The 21668-nt window shown below is 70.6% G+C and carries 18 protein-coding genes and 1 riboswitch; of the genes, 7 read left to right on the forward strand and 11 right to left on the reverse strand.

Features of this window, described 5'->3' with window-relative positions:
- Nucleotides 1-68: 68 nt before the first annotated feature.
- Nucleotides 69-923 (reverse strand): sulfurtransferase, encoded by an 855-nt coding sequence (locus tag ACGFX9_RS31955; RefSeq protein WP_393480855.1) that lies wholly within the window; start codon nt 921-923, stop codon nt 69-71.
- Nucleotides 924-1237: 314 nt separating this feature from the next.
- Here ACGFX9_RS31955 and ACGFX9_RS31960 point away from each other — a divergent pair, with 314 nt between their 5' ends.
- Nucleotides 1238-2044 carry a VOC family protein gene (locus tag ACGFX9_RS31960; protein ID WP_393480858.1) on the forward strand — a complete coding sequence of 269 codons (807 nt, stop codon included), beginning with the start codon at nt 1238-1240 and terminating at the stop codon, nt 2042-2044.
- 24 nt (nt 2045-2068) lie between these two features.
- On the opposite strand, the gene ACGFX9_RS31965 is transcribed toward ACGFX9_RS31960, so the two are convergent.
- The 4 genes from ACGFX9_RS31965 to ACGFX9_RS31980 form a co-directional block, all read right to left on the reverse strand.
- A complete protein-coding gene (locus tag ACGFX9_RS31965) occupies nt 2069-2728 on the reverse strand; it encodes a thymidine kinase (protein ID WP_393481340.1) in 660 nt (219 codons plus the stop codon).
- A 70-nt stretch (nt 2729-2798) separates the two neighbouring features.
- Complete coding sequence (locus ACGFX9_RS31970; RefSeq protein WP_393480863.1) at nt 2799-3992, reverse strand: alkaline phosphatase family protein; 1194 nt, start codon at nt 3990-3992, stop codon at nt 2799-2801.
- A complete protein-coding gene (locus tag ACGFX9_RS31975; RefSeq protein WP_393480866.1) occupies nt 3992-4579 on the reverse strand; it encodes a DUF5998 family protein in 588 nt (195 codons plus the stop codon). Before ACGFX9_RS31975 ends, ACGFX9_RS31970 begins: the two co-directional genes overlap by 1 nt.
- Before the next feature lie 51 nt (nt 4580-4630).
- Nucleotides 4631-7471 carry a GNAT family N-acetyltransferase gene (locus ACGFX9_RS31980; protein WP_393480869.1) on the reverse strand — a complete coding sequence of 947 codons (2841 nt, stop codon included), beginning with the start codon at nt 7469-7471 and terminating at the stop codon, nt 4631-4633.
- A 211-nt stretch (nt 7472-7682) separates the two neighbouring features.
- Here ACGFX9_RS31980 and ACGFX9_RS31985 point away from each other — a divergent pair, with 211 nt between their 5' ends.
- Nucleotides 7683-7964 carry an HPr family phosphocarrier protein gene (locus ACGFX9_RS31985; RefSeq protein WP_249587283.1) on the forward strand — a complete coding sequence of 94 codons (282 nt, stop codon included), beginning with the start codon at nt 7683-7685 and terminating at the stop codon, nt 7962-7964.
- Nucleotides 7965-8132: 168 nt separating this feature from the next.
- On the opposite strand, the gene ACGFX9_RS31990 is transcribed toward ACGFX9_RS31985, so the two are convergent.
- The 4 genes from ACGFX9_RS31990 to ACGFX9_RS32005 all read right to left on the reverse strand — a co-directional run bounded on the left by ACGFX9_RS31990 (nt 8133) and on the right by ACGFX9_RS32005 (nt 12961).
- Entirely contained in the window at nt 8133-8825 is a 693-nt protein-coding gene (locus ACGFX9_RS31990; protein WP_393480873.1) for a GntR family transcriptional regulator, read from the reverse strand.
- A 206-nt stretch (nt 8826-9031) separates the two neighbouring features.
- A complete protein-coding gene (locus ACGFX9_RS31995) occupies nt 9032-9832 on the reverse strand; it encodes a M23 family metallopeptidase (protein ID WP_393480878.1) in 801 nt (266 codons plus the stop codon).
- A gap of 12 nt (nt 9833-9844) precedes the next feature.
- Nucleotides 9845-10007: riboswitch (cyclic di-AMP (ydaO/yuaA leader) on the reverse strand.
- A gap of 216 nt (nt 10008-10223) precedes the next feature.
- Entirely contained in the window at nt 10224-11609 is a 1386-nt protein-coding gene (locus ACGFX9_RS32000) for a M16 family metallopeptidase (RefSeq protein WP_393480883.1), read from the reverse strand.
- Complete coding sequence (locus ACGFX9_RS32005; RefSeq protein WP_393481343.1) at nt 11606-12961, reverse strand: M16 family metallopeptidase; 1356 nt, start codon at nt 12959-12961, stop codon at nt 11606-11608. Before ACGFX9_RS32005 ends, ACGFX9_RS32000 begins: the two co-directional genes overlap by 4 nt.
- Before the next feature lie 219 nt (nt 12962-13180).
- Between ACGFX9_RS32005 and ACGFX9_RS32010 the strand changes: the two genes are divergently transcribed.
- Complete coding sequence (locus ACGFX9_RS32010; RefSeq protein ID WP_393480888.1) at nt 13181-15634, forward strand: DNA topoisomerase (ATP-hydrolyzing) subunit A; 2454 nt, start codon at nt 13181-13183, stop codon at nt 15632-15634.
- Here ACGFX9_RS32010 and ACGFX9_RS32015 read toward each other — a convergent pair whose 3' ends face one another.
- Nucleotides 15635-16687 carry a CobW family GTP-binding protein gene (locus ACGFX9_RS32015; RefSeq protein ID WP_393480894.1) on the reverse strand — a complete coding sequence of 351 codons (1053 nt, stop codon included), beginning with the start codon at nt 16685-16687 and terminating at the stop codon, nt 15635-15637.
- A gap of 444 nt (nt 16688-17131) precedes the next feature.
- Between ACGFX9_RS32015 and ACGFX9_RS32020 the strand changes: the two genes are divergently transcribed.
- Nucleotides 17132-17611 (forward strand): DUF6082 family protein, encoded by a 480-nt coding sequence (locus tag ACGFX9_RS32020; protein WP_393480899.1) that lies wholly within the window; start codon nt 17132-17134, stop codon nt 17609-17611.
- 201 nt (nt 17612-17812) lie between these two features.
- Nucleotides 17813-18049 carry a hypothetical protein gene (locus ACGFX9_RS32025; protein WP_393480904.1) on the forward strand — a complete coding sequence of 79 codons (237 nt, stop codon included), beginning with the start codon at nt 17813-17815 and terminating at the stop codon, nt 18047-18049.
- A gap of 101 nt (nt 18050-18150) precedes the next feature.
- Here the strand turns inward: ACGFX9_RS32025 and ACGFX9_RS32030 are convergent, their stop codons facing one another.
- On the reverse strand, nt 18151-19326 hold the full coding sequence (locus ACGFX9_RS32030) for a citrate synthase (RefSeq protein WP_393480909.1): 1176 nt from the start codon (nt 19324-19326) through the stop codon (nt 18151-18153).
- A gap of 97 nt (nt 19327-19423) precedes the next feature.
- Between ACGFX9_RS32030 and ACGFX9_RS32035 the strand changes: the two genes are divergently transcribed.
- Both ACGFX9_RS32035 and ACGFX9_RS32040 read left to right on the forward strand, forming a co-directional pair.
- On the forward strand, nt 19424-20686 hold the full coding sequence (locus ACGFX9_RS32035; protein ID WP_393480914.1) for a citrate synthase family protein: 1263 nt from the start codon (nt 19424-19426) through the stop codon (nt 20684-20686).
- Nucleotides 20687-20749: 63 nt separating this feature from the next.
- On the forward strand, nt 20750-21664 hold the full coding sequence (locus ACGFX9_RS32040) for a sucrase ferredoxin (RefSeq protein ID WP_393480919.1): 915 nt from the start codon (nt 20750-20752) through the stop codon (nt 21662-21664).
- Nucleotides 21665-21668: the final 4 nt, after the last annotated feature.

The following is a 21668-nucleotide window of genomic DNA, read 5'->3' on the forward strand; positions in this document are numbered from 1 at the left end:
AAGAGCAACAGGCAGCAGTCGGGCCCCGCACCGGCCGGTGCGGGGCCCGACTGCGCATGACCGGTCGGTTACTGCGGATCGGGGCCCTTGGCCACCGGCCGTGACTCGTCCGAGGACCACTCCGACCAGGAGCCGACATACAGCGACGCCGGGATCCCGGCCACCGCGAGCGCCAGCACCTCGTGGGCGCCGGACACTCCGGAGCCGCAGTAGACGCCGACCTCGGAAGTGTCGGACACCCCCAGGGAGTTGAAGCGGAACGCGAGTTCGGCGGCCGGCTTGAAAGTGCCGTCCTCCGTGACGTTCTCCGTGGTCGGCGCGGAGACCGCACCCGGGATGTGGCCGCCGACACGGTCGATCGGCTCGACGTCACCGCGGTAGCGCTCGGCCGCGCGGGCGTCCAGGAGCAGCCCTGAGCGCGCCACAGAGGCCGCCTCGTCGGCGTCCAGGAGGTCCGTGGTGTTCGCGGCGGGGACGAAGGAGCCCTCGGCCGCCGGACGCCGGTCCCCCGTCTCCAGCGGGCCGGTCCACGCGGCGAGCCCGCCGTCAAGCACACGCACCGAGGGATGACCCGTCCAGCGCAGCAGCCACCAGGCGCGTGCGGCGGCCCAGCCCTGCCCGCCGTCGTACACGACGACGTCCCGGTCGGCCGACACCCCGGCCGCGCGCATCACCGCGCCGAAGTGGTCCACGTCCGGCAGGGGATGCCGTCCGGCGGAGCCCGCCGGGCCCGCGAGATCGGCGTCCAGATCGACGAAGACGGCGCCCGGGATGTGGCCCGCCTCGTACTCGGCGCGGCCGTCGAAGGCCGGGGCGCCCGCGGCCTTGGCCATGCTCAACTGCCAGCGGATGTCCAGGAGCACTGGCGGGTTCTCGCCCGCCGAGTCGCTCGCGAGTTCGGATGCGGAGATGATGGCATTCATGCGCTCCATCCTCGCGCACGGGGTGGCCGCATCCGCCAGGTCCGGCTACCCTGCTCCGCCGTAGACCGGCGAACACGGGGCGTATGGAACCGGGCACGCCGTGTACTGCCGTACGGCACCACCGAGCAAGAGCGCGCCAACGGATGAGAAGCGGCAAATCGGGCATCCTCTGGGCGGAGGGCAAGCCCGCGCCCGGGACGCGCGGCGCCGTGGGTGGTGCGAGCATCTGCACGGTCGGGCAGACGTGCGACAGGAACGCGTGTTCGCAAGCGGAAGCCGAGCGGCCGCCATGACGGGCCGAGGAGAGAGTGACGATGACGGAGGCACGGGGGTCGACGGGTCAGCGTGACGGCATGGGGGCCGTCCGCCGCACGCCCGGCACACCCTGCTGGGTGAGCCTGATGGCACACGGCCTGGCCGCGACCCAGGAGTTCTACGGAGCGCTGTTCGGCTGGGAGTTCCGGCCAGGCCCCGACCAGCTCGGACCCTACGTACGGGCGCTGCTCGACGGCCACGAGGTCGCCGGGATCGGTCAGCTGCCGCCCGATCACCATCTGCCGATCGCCTGGACGCCCTACTTGGCGTCCGACGACGTGGACGCCACCGCGGAGTCGGTGCGGCACTGCTGCGGCACCCTTGGCGTCGGCCCGCTGGACGCGGGACCGGCCGGCAGGATGGCCATCGCTTCGGACCCGGCGGGCGCGGTCTTCGGAATCTGGCAGGCGGCGGAGCACCTCGGCGCCGGCCTCGTCGGGGTACCCGGAGCGCCCGCGTGGAACGAACTGGTGACTCCGGAGACAGCGGGTGTCCTCAAGTTCTACGAAGCCGTCTTCGGCTACACCGAAGAGGCGGTCGTCTCCGCCGACTTCGACTATGTGACGCTGCAGGTCGACGGCCGGCCCGTGGCCTCCGTGCACGGCGTGGGCCAGGCCCTGCCGCGGGACCGGGGCCCGCACTGGATGACGTACTTCGAAGTCGCCGATGTCGACGAGTCGGTGGAGCGCGTCACCGAGCTCGGCGGCCACGTCGTCAGTTCCGCGCGGGCGGGCACCCACGGGCGGGAGGCCACCGTGGCCGACCCGGAGGGCGCGGTCTTCACTCTCCTGCGGTCCGAGAGCTGACGAGCTGCCCCACGGCTCAGAGGCTCAGACGCCGGTCGCCGTGTCGACCGGCAGCACGTCGGGCGACAGGGCCCCCGCGTGTGAGGTCGCCGCCGTCATCCTTCGCCTGTGGTGACGGCGGCACAGCACCTCGTAACCCACCTCGTCCGCCGCGTGGTTGACGTCGCCGATGACGACCTGGGCGCCTTCGACGACCATCGCGCCGCCTATCGTGCGGGCGTTGTGAGTGGCGCGGGCGCCGCACCAGCACAGGGCCTCGACCTGCAACACCTCTACGCGGTCGGCGAGTTCGACCAGGCGCTGCGAGCCGGGGAAGAGCTTGGAGCGGAAGTCCGTGGTGATGCCGAAGGCGAAGACGTCAAGGCCCAGGTCGTCCACGACGCGGGCCAGCTGGTCGATCTGCGCGGGGGCGAGGAACTGCGCCTCGTCCGCGATCACGTAGTCCGCGCGGCCGCCCTGCGAGAGGTGGTCGACGAGATGGGCGTAGAAGTCGAAGGCGTCCCCGGCCTCGATCGCGTCCGTGACGAGACCGAGCCGCGATGACAGCTTGCCCTCGCCCGCGCGGTCGTCACGGGTGAAGATCATCCCCTTCAGTCCGCGGGCCGAGCGGTTGTGCTCGATCTGCAGAGCCAGGGTGCTCTTTCCGCAGTCCATCGTTCCGGAGAAGAACACCAGCTCGGGCATGGGGAGTTGAGCCTTTCGGGACATACGGGGGACGGTGTTCACCGGGTTCACCGGGTTCACGGGGGCTTGGTCAGGAGCGTACTTCGAGGAGCGGCACGAGCTGTTCGACGGCGGTCATGGAGCCGTGCATGCCGACCAGGGCCGACTCCTTCGGCTCCTTCTCGGTGGCGATGATCGCCACGTCGTCGTGGGCCGCGGCGACGACGTCACCGATGCGCCCGTACACCCGTTCGTCACAGGCGCCGGGCGGCCCGAACCAGCCCGCCGCGATCGCCTCGTCCCGGCTCGCGATCCAGAACTGCTCGCCGAGCACCTCGCGCCAGACGGTCAGTACGTCGTTCTCGGCGCCCGGCACCGCGTACACATGGCGTGCACGGCCCTCACCGCCGAGGAGGGCGACGCCCGCGCGCAGCTCCCAGTCCTCGTCGAAGTCGATGCGGGACTGTTCGTCGAACGGGATGTCGAGCATGCCGTGGTCGGCGGTGACGTACAGGGCGCTGCGCGGCGGGAGCTGCTCGGCGAGGCGCTGGACGAGACGGTCGACGTACATGAGCTGGCCGCGCCAGGCGTCGGAGTCGACGCCGTAACGGTGGCCCTTGCCGTCCACTTCCGCGTAGTACGTATAGACCAGCGACCGGTCGCCCGCGGCCAGTTGCTCGGCGGCGAGGTCCATGCGGTCCTCGCCGGAGAGCCGGCCGTGGAAGCGGCCGCCGCTCAGCGCGATCTTGGTGAGCGGGGTCTTCTCGAAGGTCGGGGACGACACCTGGGCGGTGTGCACGCCCGCCGCGTGGGCCTGCTGGAAGACGGTGGGGTACGGCTGCCACTTGCGCGGGTCCGTCCACGGGTTCCAGCGGAGCTGGTTCATCAGCTCGCCGGTGGCGGGGTTGCGGACGGTGTAGCCGGGCAGGCCGTGCGAGGCAGGCGGCAGGCCCGTGCCGACCGAGGCGAGGGAGGTGGCCGTGGTGGCGGGGAACCCCGCGGTGATCGGACGTCCCGTACCGCCGCGTGAGGTGCTGAGGAGCGAGGTCAGGAAGGGTGCCTCGGCCGGGTGGGCGATGAGCTGCTCCCAGCCGAGACCGTCGATCAGGAAGACGCAGTTCCGGTCGGCCGGGGTGAGCTCCGGGATGACGGGCGTGAAGCCGTCCACGCCCTGGTGGGAGACCAGGGTGGGCAGCAGGTCGGCGAGCGAGCCCGCGCCGTACGCGGGCAGGGGGGCGGAGTCGAGGGAGAGCGGCTCCACGTCGTCCCAGGCGGGCAGGGACATCAGCGGGCGGTGTCCGCGGTCGCCTCGGACAGGGCCTGCGCGAAGGCCAGGGTCTGGCGCACGGCGTCCGGGCCGTCGCCCGCCTCGCTGACGCGGAGGCTGAGGTCGTCGGCGGTGGAGCTGCCGGTGTAGCCGTGGTCGGCCTCGCAGTTGGGGTCGCCGCAGGCGGCGGGCTCCAGGTCGATGCGGGCCACGGCGCCCCAGCCGATGGTCAGGACGACCTCGCGGGGCAGCGAGCCCGGGACGTACTTCTCCGGGTTGGCGACGACGCGGCTGACGACGACGGACGAGATCCGGCCGATCTTCACGGACTCCGTGGAGGTCGTCGCGTACGGCGTGGGCGAGGTGCTGTCCGCCGCCTGCTCGTCCGTGTGGCTGACGATGAAGCGCGTGCCGGTCAGGACGAGGACCGTCACGTGACGGCGCACTTCGTTCGCGTCGAACGTGGTCTCCTGGTGGACCAGGTAGGACCCGATGGGCTCGCCGCCGATCGCGGCCTCCACCGCCTCGGCCACGAGGGCCGGGTAGTAGCCGCTGCGCTCGATCGCCGCACGCAGCCCCTGGGTCGTCGTACCGGTCTTTGCCATGCCGTCCATCCTACGACCCGGCGGAGGGCCCACGGTGCCCCACCGGCCGCCTCAGTACCCGGGCAGGGTGCGCGGACCGAGGTCGTTGCGGGCGGGCGGGGGCGCGAGCCGCACGGAGGCGCCGAGCACGGAGAGGCCGCGCTGGGCGACGACCACGGGCTCCAGGGAGACACCGACCACCTCGGGGTGGTCGTCCACGAGCCGCGACACGCGCTGGAGCAGCTCTTCGAGGGCCGGGGTGTCCACGGGCGCCGAGCCGCGCCAGCCGAAGAGGAGCGGGGCGGTCCGGATGGATCTGACCAGGGAACCCGCCTCGCGTTCGGTGACCGGGATCAGCCGGTGCCCGGTGTCGCCGAGCAGCTCGGACGGGGCGCCGGCGAGCCCGAACGAGAGCACCGCTCCGGCCGCCGGGTCGATCACCGCGCGGACGACGGTGTCGACGCCGCGGGGTGCCATCGCCTGCACGACGGGCCGCAGCTCGGCGGGCTTGCCGAAGGCCTCGGTCAATTCGGCGTAGGCGCGGCGCAGTTGCTCCTCGTCCGCCAGGTCGAGCCGTACACCGCCGAGGTCGGCGCGGTGCCGCAGGTGAGGGGCGGTGGTCTTGAGGGCCACGGGGTAGCCGAGCGTGCGGGCGGCCTCGACGGCCGCGTCCGGGTCGGGCGCGGGCAGGGCGTGCCGTACGTCGATGCCGTAGCGCCCCAGCAGTTCACTTGCGTCGGCTTCGGCCAGGGTGGCGCCACGGGGGTCGTCGTCCGCGCGGAGCAGCTCGGCGATGCGGTCGGCGGCGCCGCTCTCGTCGATGTCGTCGTACTCATGAACCTTCCCGGGCTCCTTGCCCTCGCGCCGCCACTGGGCGTACTTCACGGCTTCGGCGAGGGCCCGGACGGCACGCTCGGCGGCGGGGTAGGCGGGGATGCGGTACTGCTGCGCGGGGCTCAGCGGTTCGCTCTGCGTGGCATGCGCCTCTGGTGCTGTCGCTGCGGGGGCCGTTGCCGCCGCTGTGGGCACGCGTCCCGTAGGGGCGTTCGGGCCGGTGCGGGTGGCCGCGGACAGTACCTCGGCGAGACCCCCCAACTCGACGTGGACCACAAGCACCGGTTTGGCGGGGCACCCCTCCGCGGCGGCGCGCAGCGCGGTGGCCAGGGCCTCCGCTTCCGGGGACTCCGTGGCTCCGTCCTCCTGGACCCAGGGAATCGCGGTGACGATGACCGCATCGCAGGCATGGTCCGACAACGCCTCGGCCAGAGCAGCCCGGAAGTCCCCCGGCGTGGCCCCCGTGGTGAGGTCCCGCGGCGGCAGCGGCCGAAGCCCGTCGGCGACGCACGCGTCGTACGTGAGAAGACCGAGCGACTCGGAGTTGCCGAGAATGGCGACCCGCGGCCCCGAGGGCAACGGCTGCCCCGCGAGCAGCAGCCCCGCGTCCACCATCTCGGTGACCGTGTCGACCCGGATCACCCCCGCCTGGCGCAGCAGCGCCGACACCGTGGCATGCGGAAGGCGCGTGGCCTGCACCGCGTGCCCCGTGGGTGAGATCCCGCTGTGCTTCGCCCCCTGCACCACCACCAGCGGCTTCGCCGTCGCCGCGCGCCGGGCCAGGCGCGTGAACTTGCGCGGGTTGCCGATGGATTCGAGGTACATCAGGGCGACATCGGTGTCCGGGTCCTCGTACCAGTACTGCAGGACGTCGTTGCCGGACACGTCCGCGCGGTTGCCCGCGCTCACGAAGGTGGACAAGCCCGCCCCGCGCCGGTGCAGACCGGAAAGGAGTGCGATGCCGATCGCACCGGACTGGGTGAAGAGACCGATCCTGCCGCGCTCGGGAGGATGCGGGGCCAGCGAGGCGTTGAGCCGTACCTCGGGAGAGGTGTTGATGACGCCGAAGGCGTTCGGGCCGAGGATCCGCGTACCGTACGACCGCGCCTGGCGCACCAGTTCGCGCTGCCGCTCACGCCCTTCGGGGCCGCTCTCCGCGTACCCGGCGGAGATCACGACCAGGCCGAGCACCCCGCGCTCGCCGCACTCGTCGACGGCCCTTGGCACCCGCTCGGCGGGCACGGTGACGACCGCGAGCTCGACGGGCTCCTCGATGTCCCGCACCGAGCGGTAGGCGGGCACGCCGTCGACCTCGGTCTCCTCCTCGAACGCGCTGTTCACCGCGTACAGACGTCCCGTGAAGCCCGCGTCGCGCAGATTGCGCAGGACGCTGCGCCCCACGCCGCCCGGCGTGCGCCCGACGCCGATCACGGCGACCGATCCCGGCGTGAGCAGCCGCTGCACGGACCGCGCCTCGGCGCGCTGCTCACGGGCGTACTGCACGGCGAGCGAGCGGTCGGTCGGCTCCAGATCGAACTCGAGACGTACGACGCCGTCCTCGAAGCTGCGTTTCTGCTGGTAGCCCGCGTCCGTGAACACCTTGATCATCTTGGTGTTGGCCGGCAGCACCTCGGCGACGAAGCGGCGGATGCCGCGCTCCCTGGCGACGGCGGCGATGTGTTCGAGGAGCGTGGACGCGACACCACGGCCCTGGTGGGCGTCCTGCACGAGGAAGGCGACCTCGGCCTGGTCGGCGGGCGCGCTGGCGGACATGCCGCGGGAGTCGATGCGGTCGAAGCGCACGGTGGCGATGAACTCGCCGCTCACCGTCGCCGCCAGACCGACCCGGTCCACCTGGTCGTGATGGGTGAAGCGGTGGACGTCCTTGGCGGACAGGCGGGGGTAGGGCGCGAAGAAGCGGTAGTACTTCGACTCGTCGGAGACCTGTTCGTAGAAGCTGACCAGCCGGTCCGCATCCTCGGCCGTGATGGGCCTGATCCGGGCGGTGCCGCCGTCCCTGAGAACGACGTCGGCTTCCCAGTGGGAGGGGTATGCGTGCCGGTCCGACGGGGTCTGCATGGGGCCAGGGTACGGGTCGCGGGGGCGCCTTGGCCGGGGCAGGCTAGGAGAGCGCCGGAGGCCGGGACGCGGGCCCGGTGGCCCAGGACGTACGGTCGACGGAGCACGGACCAGCTGTCGGCCGGGTGCGGATCAACGGCCTGCGGAGCACTCGTGATGGCATGAGACACTGGTCTAGACAAGTGTGAGACACCTGGAAGGGCAGCAACACATGGCTGAGCGCCGCGTCAACGTCGGCTGGGCCGAGGGCCTTCACGCCCGACCCGCCTCCATCTTCGTCCGCGCGGCCACGGCCGCCGGCGTCCCCGTGACGATCGCCAAGGCTGACGGCAACCCCGTGAACGCCGGCTCCATGCTCGCCGTGCTCGGTCTGGGCGCGCAGGGCGGCGAGGAGATCGTGCTCGCCTCCGACGCGGAGGGTGCGGACGCCGCTCTCGACCGGCTGGCGAAGCTGGTCGCGGACGGCCTCGAGGAACTCCCCGAGACCGTCTGACAAAGACTGGAACTCATACGCCGAAGGGCCCGCCCGAATTAGGGGCGGGCCCTTCGGCGTTTCCACGCCCGGTTACTTCAATTCCGCGCGGGACACGGTCCGACGCCGAATTCGGGCAGCGGAAATAATCCCCCGCCGAATAGCACTTCTTTGTATACGGCGCCTCTGTTAATGCCGGAGGCCCACCGTGTTTACGGCATGTTGCGAATCCCTCACACGGACACGGTCGTTTTGGGGCGCGAACCGCAGCCGGTGCGCCGAGACCGTCCGCTCCGTATGCTGCGCGGTCAGCGCGCGGGCCCGCTCGGCGTCGCCGCGCGCCACCGCGTCGACGATCGCTGCGTGCTCCGCCCAGGTCTCGGCGGGAGCGGCCGAGCTCTCGACGACGTACATCCAGGCGATCTTGTGCCGGAGCTGGGTGAGCAGCGCGGTGAGCCCAGGGCTGCCGGACGACTGTGCGAGCGTCTCGTGGAACCAGCCGCTCAGCGAGCGCAGATCCTCGCTCTGACCGCGCCTTGAGCGCTCCTGGCCGAGCCTGACGAGGCCGCGCAGGACCTTCAGGTGCGCCTCTGTGCGGCGGCGTGCGGCACGGGCCGCGCCCAGCGGCTCCAGGAGCATGCGTATCTCCAGGAGGTCGGCCGCATCCTCCTCGGTGGGCTCCGCGACACACGCGCCCGCGTGCCTTCGCGTGACGACGAAGCCCTCGGACTCCAGGGTGCGCAGGGCCTCGCGCACAGGGACGCGGGAGACTCCGTAGCGGCGCGCGAGGAGTTCCTCGGTGAGCCGGCCACCCCGTTCGTAGACACCGGAGACGATGTCGTCCCGGATGGCCGTGCATACCGAGTGCGCGGGAATGCGCATGACCTGACCTCCGCCTTAATCCCCGCGTAACGCGGTCGATTGACGCCTGTTCAGTGACTCTATTGCAGAGCGACTGAATTTCCGACGGCAGGTCGAAATCCATGGATATTTTTTGGCCAAAGCGATGCGGTGCGACAACAAGGCCATGCGGGAACGCCGAAAGCCCCGGCTCTCGATGAGCCGGGGCTTTCGGTAAACGACTGGGGTCAGACGTTGACGCCGTGCGAACGGAGGTACGCGGTCGGGTCGATGTCCGTGCCGTACTCCTCGCCGGTGCGGGCCTCGAAGTGCAGGTGCGGGCCGCTGGAGTTGCCGGTGGAGCCGGAGAGGCCTATCTGCTGGCCCGGAGTGACCGCCTGGCCGACGGAGACGCCGAGGGACGACATGTGGCCGTACTGGGTGTACGTGCCGTCGTTCATCTTGATGACCACGTTGTTGCCGTAGGCACCGCCCCAGCCCGCCTCGACGACGGTGCCGGAACCGACGGCGTGGACCGAGGTGCCGGACGCGGCGTGGAAGTCGATGCCGGTGTGGCTGCCGGAGGACCACATGGCGCCGCCGGTCTGGTAGCCCGTGGAGACGTACGAGCCTTCGACGGGGGCGACGTAGGTGTTCAAGCGCTTGCGCTCGGCCTCGCGGGCGGCGCGCTCCTTGACCTCGCGCTCCTTCTTGGCCTTTGCCTTGGCCTCGGCCTCGGCCTTGCGCTTCGCCTCGGCGGCCTTCTTCTTGGCGGCCTCTTCGGCCTTCTTGGCGGCAGCGGCGTCGTCGGCGGCCTGCTGCTGGGCGGCGGCCTGCGCGTCGATGCTCTCGGCGAGCGAGTCGCCGACGGAGATCGCCTGGGTGAGGCCGGTGTGCTCGACGGCCGCGCCGTCGGCGGCGAGCGCCGGAGCGGCCAGACCTCCGATGACACCGGTGGTGGTCAGCGCGGCGACGCCCGCGACATTCGCGGTCGTACGTGTGAGGCGGCTCGGGCGACGGTGCTTCCCGGTGGCACGGGTGAACGCCATGTAGCGGCTGATCCTTTCCTTCCTTCTCGCCTACCGGGTTAGCTGACGGGTTCGGAGCAGGAAGGTCTCCTACGGGTTCCTCACCTCGCGGCAAGGCGCCCGATTCACCCCAGGGGACATGTGGGTCCCCGGCTCCCCTGGCTCGCGCCGTACGGGGACTCGGCGATGACTGTCCGGTGCCGCGGACGCGGCGTACTGCATGACGAACAGCCGGACCGACGCTAAGCGGGACATCTTTCAATCGACAAACGGATCAGGACTTTTGTAGCGCACGCCACAGGGCAGACACGCAACCTCTGTACTAATTCGGGCATACAGGGACCCCAGCAGCCAATTCCCGCCACTGGGGTCCCGATATGTCCTGACTGTCACTCAGGCGGTGACATGCCACTCAGCCCGTGACCACACTCACTTCACCGATGCCGAGTGCCTTGACGGGCTCCTCGATCTGCGCGGCGTCACCGACGAGCACCGTCACGAGCCGGTCACCGGGGAAGGCGCTCACCACGGCGGCGGTGGCCTCCACGGTGCCGGTTTCGGCCAACTGCCGGTACAGCCGCGCCTGGAAGTCGTCCGGCAGGTGCTGCTCGACCTGGTCGGCGAGCGTGGCCGCGACGGACGCCGCCATCTCGTACTTGAGCGGCGCCACGCCCACCAGGTTCTGCACGGCGACGTCGCGCTCGGCGTCCGTGAGGCCCTCGGCGGCGAGCGTGCGCAGCACCTTCCACAGGTCTTCGAGCGCCGGTCCCGTGGACTCGGTGTCCACGGAGCCGCTGATGGCGAGCATCGCGGCGCCGCTGCCGTCCGGCGCGGAACGCAGGACCTGGGCGAACGACCGTACGCCGTAGGTGTATCCCTTCTCCTCGCGCAGGACGCGGTCCAGACGGGAGGTGAGGGTGCCGCCCAGGCAGTACGTGCCGAGCACCTGCGCGGGCCAGACCCGGTCGTGGCGGTCCGGTCCCACGCGGCCGATGAGCAGCTGCGTCTGGACGGCTCCAGGGCGGTCGACGATGACGACGCGCCCGGTGTCGTCGGCGGTCACCGGAGGCACCGGGCGCGGCTCGGCCATGTCACCGGTCCAGGCGCCGACGGTGTCGGCGATGACGGCGTCCAGGTCGACGCCGGTCAGATCACCCACGACGACGGCGGTCGCCGTGGCCGGACGCACGTGCTTCTCGTAGAAGGCACGCACCGCCGCCGAGTCGATGGCCGTGACCGTCTCCTCGGTGCCCTGGCGGGGGCGCGACATGCGCGAGGTCGCCGGGAAGAGCTGCCGGGAGAGCTCCTTGGCGGCGCGGCGCGCCGGGTTGGCGGCCTCGTGCGGGATCTCGTCCAGGCGGTTGCGTACGAGGCGTTCGATCTCGCTGTCCGCGAAGGCGGGGGCGCGCAGCGCGTCGGCGAGCAGCCCGAGGGCCTTCGGGAGACGCGATACGGGGACTTCGAGGGAGACGCGGACGCCGGGGTGGTCGGCGTGCGCGTCCATGGAGGCGCCGCAGCGGTCGAGTTCGGCGGCGAACTCCTCCGCGGAGTGTTTGTCGGTGCCTTCGTTGAAGGCCCTCGCCATGATCGTGGCGACGCCGTCGAGGCCCTGGGGCTCGGCTTCGAGCGGCGCCTCAAGGTGGACCTCGACGGCGACGACCTGCTGGCCGGGGCGGTGGCAGCGCAGCACGGTGAGGCCGTTGTCCAGGGTGGCGCGCTCGGGCGCGGGGAAGGCCCACGGCCGTGCGGTGCCCGCCTGGGGCTGGGGGTGGAACTGCATCGTCGCGGCCTCGGTCACTTCGCCGCCTCCTCTTCGTCCTCGTCGGTGGCTTCGGCGTCAGAAGCCGCGGTGCCGTCGATGGGCTCGTACACGAGCACCGCGCGGTTGTCCGGGCGCAGGCGGGCAGCGGCGGCGGCCTGGACCTCTTCCGCGGTGACCTCAAGGACGCGCCCGACGGCGGTGAGGGCGAGCTGCGGGTCGCCGAACAGGACGGCGTACCGGCACAGTTCGTCGGCGCGGCCCGACACCGTGGCGAGGCGGTCGAGCCACTCGCGCTCCAGCTGTGCCTGGGCGCGCTCCATCTCCTCCTCGGTGGGGCCCTCCTGTGCGAAACGGGCGAGCTCCTCGTCGACGGCGGCCTCGATGACCGGGACCTCGACATCACCGGACGTCTTCACGTCGAGCCAGCCGAGCGAGGGGGCTCCGGCAAGGCGCAGCAGCCCGAATCCGGCCGCCACGGCGGTGCGGTCGCGGCGCACGAGGCGGTTGTAGAGCCTTGAGGACTCGCCGCTGCCGAGGATAGTGAGCGCCAGGTCGGCCGCGTCGCACGCGCGCGTGCCGTCCTCCGGGAGGCGGTAGGCGGCCATCAGGGCGCGGGCCGGGACCTCCTCCTCGACGACCTCGCGCAGCTCCTTGCCGATCGTGTCGGGCAGGGAGCCGTCGCGCGGCGGCTGCTTGCCGTCGTGCGAGGGGATGGACCCGAAGTACTTCTCGACCCAGGCGAGGGTCTGCTCCGGGTCGATGTCGCCGACGATCGACAGGACCGCGTTGTTGGGCGCGTAGTACGTACGGAAGAAGTGCCGCGCGTCTTCGAGCGTCGCCGCGTCCAGATCGGCCATGGAGCCGATCGGGGTGTGGTGGTAGGGGTGGCCCTCGGGGTACGAGAGGGCGGTCAGCTTCTCGAACGCCGTGCCGTACGGAACGTTGTCGTAGCGCTGGCGGCGCTCGTTCTTGACGACGTCACGCTGGTTCTCCATGGATTCTTCGTCGAGCGCGGAGAGCAGCGAGCCCATCCGGTCGGCTTCCAGCCACAGGGCCAGCTCCAGCTGGTGTGTGGGCATGGTCTCGAAATAGTTCGTCCGCTCGAAGCTCGTGGTGCCGTTGAGCGAACCGCCCGCTCCCTGCACCAGCTCGAAGTGGCCGTTGCCGTGCACCTGCTTCGACCCCTGGAACATGAGGTGCTCGAAGAGGTGCGCGAGGCCCGTACGCCCCTTGACCTCGTGCCGTGAGCCGACGTCGTACCAGAGGCAGACCGCGGCGACCGGGGTCAGGTGGTCCTCGGAGAGCACCACGCGCAGGCCATTGGCCAGCCGGTGCTCGGTCGCTGTCAGGCCGCCGGAGCCGGCCTCGGCTGTGGCCGTGTGACCCATGGGCATGTACGTCCCTTCGATCGCGAAAAGCTGGAAATTCTGCCAGTCCTGCCACTGTATGCAAGCGTGCCGACAACCTGTGAAGTTCCCGCTCCGCGCTCGGCGTAGTCGGCCCCGAAGTCCGGGTCGTGGTCGGCGTTGTCAGTGGGACAGTCCACAATGGTCGGCGTCAGATCCCGCTGATGCCCTGGCAGACACCGTGAAGGAGCCGCAGCCGCGATGGCCCGCCGCAGCACGAAGACCCCGCCGCCCGATGAGTCGTTCGAGGAGAAGATCCTCGACATCGACGTCGTCGACGAGATGCAGGGCTCCTTCCTCGAGTACGCGTATTCGGTCATCTACTCGCGCGCCCTGCCGGACGCCCGCGACGGCATGAAGCCGGTACACCGCCGGATCGTGTACCAGATGAGCGAAATGGGCCTGCGCCCCGAACGTGGGTATGTGAAGTGCGCCCGCGTCGTCGGCGAGGTCATGGGTAAGTTGCACCCGCATGGCGACGCGTCGATCTACGACGCCCTGGTGCGCATGGCCCAGCCCTTCTCCATGCGCCTGCCGCTGGTGGACGGCCACGGAAACTTCGGCTCGCTCGGCAACGACGACCCGCCGGCCGCCATGCGGTACACCGAGTGCAAGATGGCCGACGCCACCTCCCTGATGACGGAGTCGATCGACGAGAACACGGTCGACTTCGAGCCGAACTACGACGGCCAGGAGCAGGAGCCGGTCGCCCTGCCCGCGGCCTACCCGAACCTTCTGGTGAACGGCGCGTCCGGCATCGCCGTGGGCATGGCGACGAACATGCCGCCGCACAACCTGGGCGAGGTCATCGCCGCCGCCCGCCATCTGATCAAGCACCCCGGGGCCGACCTGGAGACGCTGATGCGTTTCGTGCCGGGTCCCGACCTGCCCACGGGGGGCCGCATCGTCGGCCTGTCCGGGGTGAAGGACGCGTACGAATCAGGGCGAGGCACCTTCAAGATCCGCGCGACGGTGGCCGTCGAGGCCGTCACCGCGCGCCGCAAGGGCCTGGTCGTGACCGAACTGCCCTTCTCCGTAGGCCCCGAGAAGGTCATCGCGAAGATCAAGGACCTGGTCGGCTCGAAGAAGCTCCAGGGCATCGCCGACGTCAAGGACCTCACGGACCGCTCGCACGGCCTGCGTCTGGTCATCGAGGTCAAGAACGGCTTCGTTCCTGAGGCCGTCCTTGAGCAGCTCTACAAACTGACGCCGATGGAGGAGTCCTTCGGCATCAACAACGTGGCCCTGGTGGACGGCCAGCCGCTCACCCTCGGCCTCAAGGAGCTTCTTGAGGTCTATCTGGACCACCGTTTCAACGTCGTGCGCCGCCGCAGCGAGTTCCGCCGCGGCAAGAAGCAGGCCCGGCTGCACCTGGTCGAGGGGCTCCTGGTCGCGCTCCTGGACATCGACGAGGTCATCCGCCTCATCCGCTCAAGCGACAACTCCGCGCAGGCCAAGGAGCGCCTGATCGAGCGCTTCTCGTTGAGCGAGACCCAGACGCAGTACATCCTCGACACGCCTCTGCGCCGCCTCACCAAGTTCGACCGCATCGAGCTGGAGTCCGAGCGCGACAAGCTCAACGCCGAGATCGCCGAACTGACCCGCATCCTCGAGTCGGACGCCGAGCTGCGCAAGCTCGTCTCCGCCGAACTGGCCGCCGTGTCCAAGAAGTTCGGCACGGACCGGCGCACGGTGCTCCTGGAGTCGGCGGGCACCCCGGCGCTCACCGTCTCCCTTCAGGTGGCGGACGACCCCTGCCGCGTGCTGCTCTCCTCGACCGGTCTGCTCGCCCGTACGGCCAATGGCGAGCCGTTCGCGGAGAACGACAGCAAGCGCGTCAAGCACGACGTGATCGTCTCGGCCGTGCCCGCGACCGCGCGGGGCGAGGTCGGAGCGGTGACGTCCGATGGGCGGCTGCTGCGCCTTGCCGTGGTGGACCTCCCGCAGCTTCCGGACACGGCGGCGACGCCCAACCTCTCCGGAGGCGCGCCGGTCTCGGAGCTGCTCTCCCTGGAGGCGGACGAGAAGCTGATCTGCCTGATGACGCTTGACGAGTCCTCTCCGGGGCTCGCCATCGGCACCGAACAGGGCGTGGTCAAGCGCGTGGTCCCCGACTATCCGTCGAACAAGGACGAGTTGGAGGTCATCACCCTCAAGGACGGTGACCGTATCGTCGGCGCGGCCGAGCTGCGTACGGGCGAGGAGGACCTGGTCTTCATCACGGACGACGCCCAGTTGCTCCGTTACCAGGCCTCGCAGGTCCGTCCGCAGGGCCGCCCCGCGGGCGGCATGACGGGCATCAAGCTCGCGGACGGCGTCAAGGTCATCTCCTTCACGGCGGTGGACCCTGCCGTGGAAGCCGTGGTGTTCACGGTGGCGGGCTCGCGCGGCACGCTCGACGACTCGGTGCAGACGACGGCCAAGGTGACGCCGTTCGACCAGTACCCCCGCAAGGGCCGGGCCACCGGCGGCGTGCGCGTCCAGCGCCTGCTCAAGGGCGAGGACTGTCTGAGCTTCGCGTGGGCGGGCCCGACGCCGCCGCTCGCGGCCCAGCGCAGCGGCCTTCCGGCGGAGCTGCCGGAGATCGACCCGCGGCGGGACGGCTCGGGGGTCTCGCTGGCGAAGCCGGTGGCCGCGGTGGCGGGCCCGGCGTAGTCAGTCGCTCCGGTCGCCCTGCGGTTCCTGGACGTAGCGAAGTACGCCCCACATGCTGTGCTCATCGGCACCGGCCTGTGGGGCGTACGCGCGTGAGGCCTCCAGTTCCCTCTCCAAGGCCGGTACGTCGACGCCCGACCCGATGAGCACGAGCTGGGTGAGCCGGGGCTCGCCCGCGGCCCACGGCTCGGGGTAGAAGCGCAGAAACCGCCCCACGGCGTGCACGGCGTACTTGTTGCGCGGGTCGGCGGCGCCGAAATCGACGTACCCCTTGATGCGGTAGAGCCCTTCGGGCCGGCTGTCGAGGAGGGCCATGAACGGGCGGGGGCTCAGGGGCACTTCGGAGGAGAAGGAGAGGCTTTCGTAGGCGGAGTGCAGGTGGTCGTGGTGCTCATCGCGCACGTCGTGCTCGTGCTGATGCAGGTCGTCGAAGGAGAGCTGCCCCACCCGCTCCCCCACGGGCTTGCGGTCGAGGATCAGCTCCACGTCCACGCGCCCGTACGAGGCGGGGACCACGGCGGCGCGATCGGTGAAACCGCGGACGACACCGAGAATCCGGTCCCGCTCCTCGTCCGGGACGCGGTCGGCCTTGTTGACGACCACGAGATCGGCGATCCCCAGATGCCGGTCCACTTCGGGATGCCGCTGCCGCGTGGAGTCGAACTCGGCGGCATCGACGACCTCGATCAGCCCTCCGTACACGATGTACGGGTTCTCGCTGGCGAGGACCATCTTCACGAGCTCCTGCGGCTCGGCGAGCCCGCTCGCCTCGATGACGATGACGTCGATCCGGGCCGAGGGCCTGGCGAGCCGCTCCAGATATTCGTCGAGCTCACTGGCGTCCACGGCGCAGCACAGACATCCGTTGCCGAGCGAGACGGTGGAGTCACCGAGCTGCCCGGCGACGGACATGGCGTCGATCTCGATGGACCCGAAGTCATTGACGATGGCGCCGATCCGGCTGCCCCCGCTGCGGTGGAGGAGGTGGTTGAGCAGGGTCGTCTTGCCGGAGCCGAGGAAGCCCGTGAGGACGATGACGGGGATCTGCCGCACGCTGGACGGCACCCTCGCACCCGACTGAGTTCCTGCACCCGGCTGAGTCAACGTGCGACCCCTTTCACACTGACGCGTGCACCGGCGCGTGCGCCAGCTCCCGTACGACGATTGAATGCCGCCTCAGCATACGAGCGCGTAGAAACCCCTCGAAGTGAACGATTGTTAGCGGCGCAGGCGGGGCACACATTGGGCACGGCGCCGGGACATGCGACCACCGCTTCCTTCCGTGCGCCTCCTCTCCGCCTCCCTGCCGGTCAGAGCCGCTCGGCATCCTGGGAGGCGGCAAGCGCACCGCCCATCGCTCGCCGGTCCTCTCCCTGTCGACCCGCATCCGACGACCGGCGGACGGTCGCCGATTCGGGGGTTGACATGGCCACACAGAACTTTGGGGTACGGGGGTTGAGGTACGCCACTGCTGCGGGCCTCGCTTTCGCGGTCGGGATGATCGCGGCCTCAGCCGCACAGCGCAAGCACGACACACTCCGGCTGCGCGTCGACTGCGCGGAGCAGACCGATCACCAGCGCAACGCCGCCCTGATCTCGCAGCAGCGCCTGCAGTTCGACATGCTCAGCAAGGCGATGGACGATCCCGACCTCGCGGCTGTCCTCGACACCTTCGACGTACCCCTCGATCCACGCACCCTCCGGCAGTACCTCTTCGCCAACGCGGTGTACACCAACGCCTTGCTGTTCTGGCGTGTAGGCAACTTCGGGTGGGAAGAGGTGCACGGTCATCTGCGCCTGATCTGCCAGAACCCGATCTTCCGCGGCTACTGGAAGGCCACACGGCCGCACCGGGCCAGCCTGCTGGACACGTCGGACGAGGCCCGCCTGGGCCGAATGGTGGACAAGCTCATCCAGGACCTGGAGGACGCGGACACCGACGAATGGTGGGTCGTGGGCGAACCGCCTTGCGAATAGGGGCAGTTGAGTGGCCAGTTGAGCCCTGCGCGACGGGTGCGCGCGATGTTGACGCAGTTTGTCTCAGGCATCGCCAGTCCCTAGGGTAGGCGCGCGCGTCGCGTTCTACCCCGCGCGCGACCCCTTAAAACTTCAGCAACGCCTCAGACAGCGCTGCTTTCCCGCCACCTCCTCGCCACCGCTCCTAGGACTGGAAAACCGTTGAAGATCGTGCGCCGCATCGGTGCCTCTCCCCAGCAGCGGGGAAGCGCCTCAGGACAGTCATGCCCGGATGTCTTCGAACTCAGCGACGGGAACTTCGCTGTCATCGGGACAGAGGCAACAGCGGCGCTCGAAAAGGAACTCCCGCCCGACGCCTCGCGAGCGGACTACGAACGCATCGTGATCGTGAGCCGCGAGACGCTGCTGCGCGCCAAGATCGACATCCCCGATTCCTGAAGGTCCCTGGTGTACGTCGCCGGGGACTGGCGTACGCCCTTACAGGCTCGGCCGCTCCGGCCGAGCCTGCTTCGCCCAGGGCCTGATCCGAACGACAGGACCTAGCGGGCCGGCGGCACCGCCTGTGGTGCGGGCTCCCCCACATACCGCGCCGCAGGCCGAATAATCTTCGAATCCTCCGCCTGCTCAAGGATGTTGGCCCCCCACCCCACCACCCGCGCCGACGCGAACGTAGGCGTGAACATCTCCCTCGGCAGACCGCACAGCTCCATGACGACCCCCGCATAGAACTCCACGTTGGTGTGCAGCTCGCGCCCCGGCTTCAGTTCGGCGAGAATCGCCTCGACCTGGCGCTCGACCTCGACCGCGAACTCCACCATCCGCCCGCCGAATTGCCGCGCGATTTCCCGCAGCATGCGCGAGCGCGGGTCCTCGGTGCGGTAGACGGGGTGGCCGAAGCCCATGATGCGGTCCCCCGCGAGGACCCGTTCGCGGATCCAGCCGTCGATGCGGTCGGGGGTGCCGATGGCATCGAGAGTGTCGAGCGCGCGGCTCGGCGCTCCGCCGTGCAGCGGGCCCGACAGCGCGCCCACGGCGCCCACCAGGCAGGCCGCGACATCCGCGCCGGTCGAGGTGATGACCCTGGCCGTGAACGTTGACGCGTTGAATCCGTGATCAATGGTCGAGATCAAGTACTGCTCGATCGCCCGCGCACGGCCCGGGTCCGGCTCCGAACCGGTCATCATGTAGAGGTAGTTGGCCGCGTACGACAGGTCGTCGCGGGGTTCGACCGGGTCGAGTCCCTGGCCCAGCCGGTACAGAGCGGTGAGCAGCGTCGGTACGACGGCGGACGCGGCGAGGGCGTCGGCACGACGCTGGTCGCCGTCAATGTCGTACACGGGGCGGAAGCCTTTTGCCGCGCCGAAGAGCGACAACGCCGTACGCAGTCCGGAGAGCGGTCCCGACAGTGCGCTGGCCTTGGCTATCGCGGGCAGCGCGGCCCGCACCTCGTCGGGCAGCCGGCGCAGGGACGCGGTCTGCGCGGTGAAGGCCGCGCGCCGCGCCTCATCCGGCAGCTCGCCGTGGAACATCAGGTGCCATACGTCCTCGAAGCTGCGGTTCTGCGCGAGCTCGACGGCCGAGTACTGGCGGTAGTGGTAGAAGCCCTCGTAACCCCTGACATCGCCGAGCCGGGTCTCGGTCACGACGACGCCCGCGAGCCCGCGGGGTACCTCCACGGGGGCGGTGGCGGTGGTGGTGGAGCCATTGATCGGCATGTTCTTCCTCGACTTCCTCCCTGGACTTGATTCGACTGTCCATGCTTGACTGAAGCTCTGTCAATATTGATTCAATCAATGTAGATACGGTGACGTCATGACGGATCAAGAGGCCACCCCGAGGGAAGGCCGACGCCTGAGCACCCGCGAAGCCGCTGAACTGCTCGGCGTGAAACCGGAGACCGTGTACGCCTACGTGAGCCGTGGTCAGCTCAGCAGCCGCCGCGGCCCCGGCGCCCGGGGCAGCACCTTCGACGCCAAGGAAGTCGAGTCGCTCGCCCGCAAGAACCGCCGGGAGCCCGCCGCGGCCTCCGCGAGCAGCGAGCTCTCCGTCCGCACCCGCATCACCCTCATCGACAAGGACCGCTACTACTACCGGGGGGTCGACGCGAAGGAGCTGGCTCTGGCGCACTCCTACGAAGAGGTCGCCGAGTGGCTGTGGACCGGAGTCATGCGCCCCGGAGTCCGTTTCACCGCCCCCAGGGAGACCGTGGTGGCCGCACGCCGCGCCGTCGACGCGCTGCCCGAGCACAGCGGCCCCACCGACCAGCTGCGGGTGGCCGCCATCTCCGCCGCGGCAGCGGACCCCCTGCGCTTCGACCTCTCCGAAGAAGCCGTCATCGGCACCGCCCGCACGCTCATCCCCACCCTCGTCACCGCCCTGCCCCCGGTGAGCCGTGCCCACCAGGACGAGGGCCCTCTGGCCCACCAGCTCTGGGCGCGGCTGACCGGCCGGCGCCCGCACGAGGCCTCCCTGCACGCCCTGGACACCGCGCTGGCGCTGCTCGTCGACCACGACCTCGCCGCATCGACACTCGCCGTCCGCGTCGCCGCCTCCGCACGCGCCCACCCGTACGCGGCGGTCTCCGCCGGACTCGGCGTCCTGGAGGGCCCCCTGCACGGCGCGGCAAGCGGCCTCGCGCACCGCATGCTCCTGGAGGTCCTCGACCGGGGAAGTGCGGCACCCGTAGTGGCCGACGAGCTCCGCGCGGGCCGCCGCGTCCCGGGCCTCGGCCACCGCCTCTACCCCGGGGACGACCCTCGCGCGAAGGCCCTGTTCGCCCTCCTGGAGGGCATCCCCAAGGCGGGTCCCGCCCTGGCCGCGGCCCGTGACGTGGTCGCCACCACGGCCCGGCACACGGACCTGCACGCCAACGTCGACCTCGCCCTCGCCGTCCTCACCGCGTCATCCGGGATGCCCGCCGAGGCAGGCGAGACGATCTTCGCGGTGGCCCGTACGGCCGGCTGGATCGCTCACGCCCTTGAGGAGTACGAGGAACGCCCGCTGCGCATGCGCCCCAGCGGGCAGTACGTCGGGCTGCGTCCGCCCCAGCCGATGCCCACGGCCGACGGCGACTGATTCGCCCCGCATCCGGCGCAGGTTAGGCTCCCCTGTGTGAGTACGTGCGCCACCGCTTCGTCCGTGAGTAAGTGCGCCAGCGCCTCGCGGGACCTGGACGAGCCTCTCGCGGGGACCGCGGCCACCGCCAGGACGTGGCTTCTGCTGGAGCAGCCCGGTCCCTGGGGTGCCAAAGCGCTCACTTCGAGCCACCTGGACCCGGAGGTCGGCCGCGCCCTCAACGCCGCCGCCGAGGGGACCGGCGTACGCGTCGCACTCATCCGCCGCCCCGGCCGCCACGCCGACGACCAGGCCTCCACGCGCCGCCGGGTGTACGTGGCCCACACCGTGCCCGGCAGATCCTGGCTGCGCGCTCATGTCACGGACAAGCCGGAGGAGCTGCTCGGCCTCGACTTCGGTGCTCTCGGGGCGGGTGACCACGGCGGATTCGGCACCCCGCACACGGGCGCGCCGCTCGCCCTGGTCTGCACGAACGGCCGCCGCGACCGCTGCTGCGCCCTCCTCGGCAGGCCGCTCGCCGCCGAGCTCGTCGCGTCCGGTGAACAAGGCACCTGGGAAGTCACTCATCTGGGCGGTCACCGCTTCTCCCCCACCCTGCTGGTCCTGCCCTACGGGTACGCGTACGGCCGCTCCGACCCCGCCTCCGTCAAGGAAATCCTCGAAGCGGTGCGCGCGGGCCGCGTCGTCGCCGAAGGCTGCCGGGGCAATTCCGCCTGGGATCGCCCTGGACAGGCCGCGGAGCTCGCGGTGCGCACCTCGACCGGCGAGGACGCCGCGGGCGCCCTGAGCGTCGTCCACACGGACGGCACGGGGCCACGCTGGGACGTGACGGTGGCGCACACCGACGGGCGGCGCTGGCGCGTGACGGTCGCCCAGGGGGCTTCGCTGCCGACGCGGCCCGAGAGCTGCGGCGCCGAGCCGGCGGCCCCGGCGCGCATGGACGTCGTGGCGGTGCTGCCGATCGCGTACGAGTCGTGACATA

It is taken from the genome of Streptomyces sp. NPDC048436, from assembly GCF_043200355.1.
Lineage (GTDB): Bacteria > Actinomycetota > Actinomycetes > Streptomycetales > Streptomycetaceae > Streptomyces.

Excerpts from the sequence above, each read along its gene's own strand:
- ACGFX9_RS32020 (WP_393480899.1), top strand. The coding sequence starts at position 17,132 with ATGATCGCGGCCTCAGCCGCACAGCGCAAGCACGACACACTCCGGCTG.
- ACGFX9_RS31970 (WP_393480863.1), bottom strand. The coding sequence starts at position 3,992 with ATGTCCCTGCCCGCCTGGGACGACGTGGAGCCGCTCTCCCTCGACTCC.
- ACGFX9_RS32010 (WP_393480888.1), top strand. The coding sequence starts at position 13,181 with ATGGCCCGCCGCAGCACGAAGACCCCGCCGCCCGATGAGTCGTTCGAG.
- ACGFX9_RS31995 (WP_393480878.1), bottom strand. The coding sequence starts at position 9,832 with ATGGCGTTCACCCGTGCCACCGGGAAGCACCGTCGCCCGAGCCGCCTC.
- ACGFX9_RS31980 (WP_393480869.1), bottom strand. The coding sequence starts at position 7,471 with ATGCAGACCCCGTCGGACCGGCACGCATACCCCTCCCACTGGGAAGCC.
- ACGFX9_RS31965 (WP_393481340.1), bottom strand. The coding sequence starts at position 2,728 with ATGCCCGAGCTGGTGTTCTTCTCCGGAACGATGGACTGCGGAAAGAGC.
- ACGFX9_RS31990 (WP_393480873.1), bottom strand. The coding sequence starts at position 8,825 with ATGCGCATTCCCGCGCACTCGGTATGCACGGCCATCCGGGACGACATC.
- ACGFX9_RS32035 (WP_393480914.1), top strand. The coding sequence starts at position 19,424 with ATGACGGATCAAGAGGCCACCCCGAGGGAAGGCCGACGCCTGAGCACC.
- ACGFX9_RS32030 (WP_393480909.1), bottom strand. The coding sequence starts at position 19,326 with ATGCCGATCAATGGCTCCACCACCACCGCCACCGCCCCCGTGGAGGTA.
- ACGFX9_RS31975 (WP_393480866.1), bottom strand. The coding sequence starts at position 4,579 with ATGGCAAAGACCGGTACGACGACCCAGGGGCTGCGTGCGGCGATCGAG.
- ACGFX9_RS31955 (WP_393480855.1), bottom strand. The coding sequence starts at position 923 with ATGAATGCCATCATCTCCGCATCCGAACTCGCGAGCGACTCGGCGGGC.
- ACGFX9_RS31960 (WP_393480858.1), top strand. The coding sequence starts at position 1,238 with ATGACGGAGGCACGGGGGTCGACGGGTCAGCGTGACGGCATGGGGGCC.
- ACGFX9_RS31985 (WP_249587283.1), top strand. The coding sequence starts at position 7,683 with ATGGCTGAGCGCCGCGTCAACGTCGGCTGGGCCGAGGGCCTTCACGCC.
- ACGFX9_RS32005 (WP_393481343.1), bottom strand. The coding sequence starts at position 12,961 with ATGGGTCACACGGCCACAGCCGAGGCCGGCTCCGGCGGCCTGACAGCG.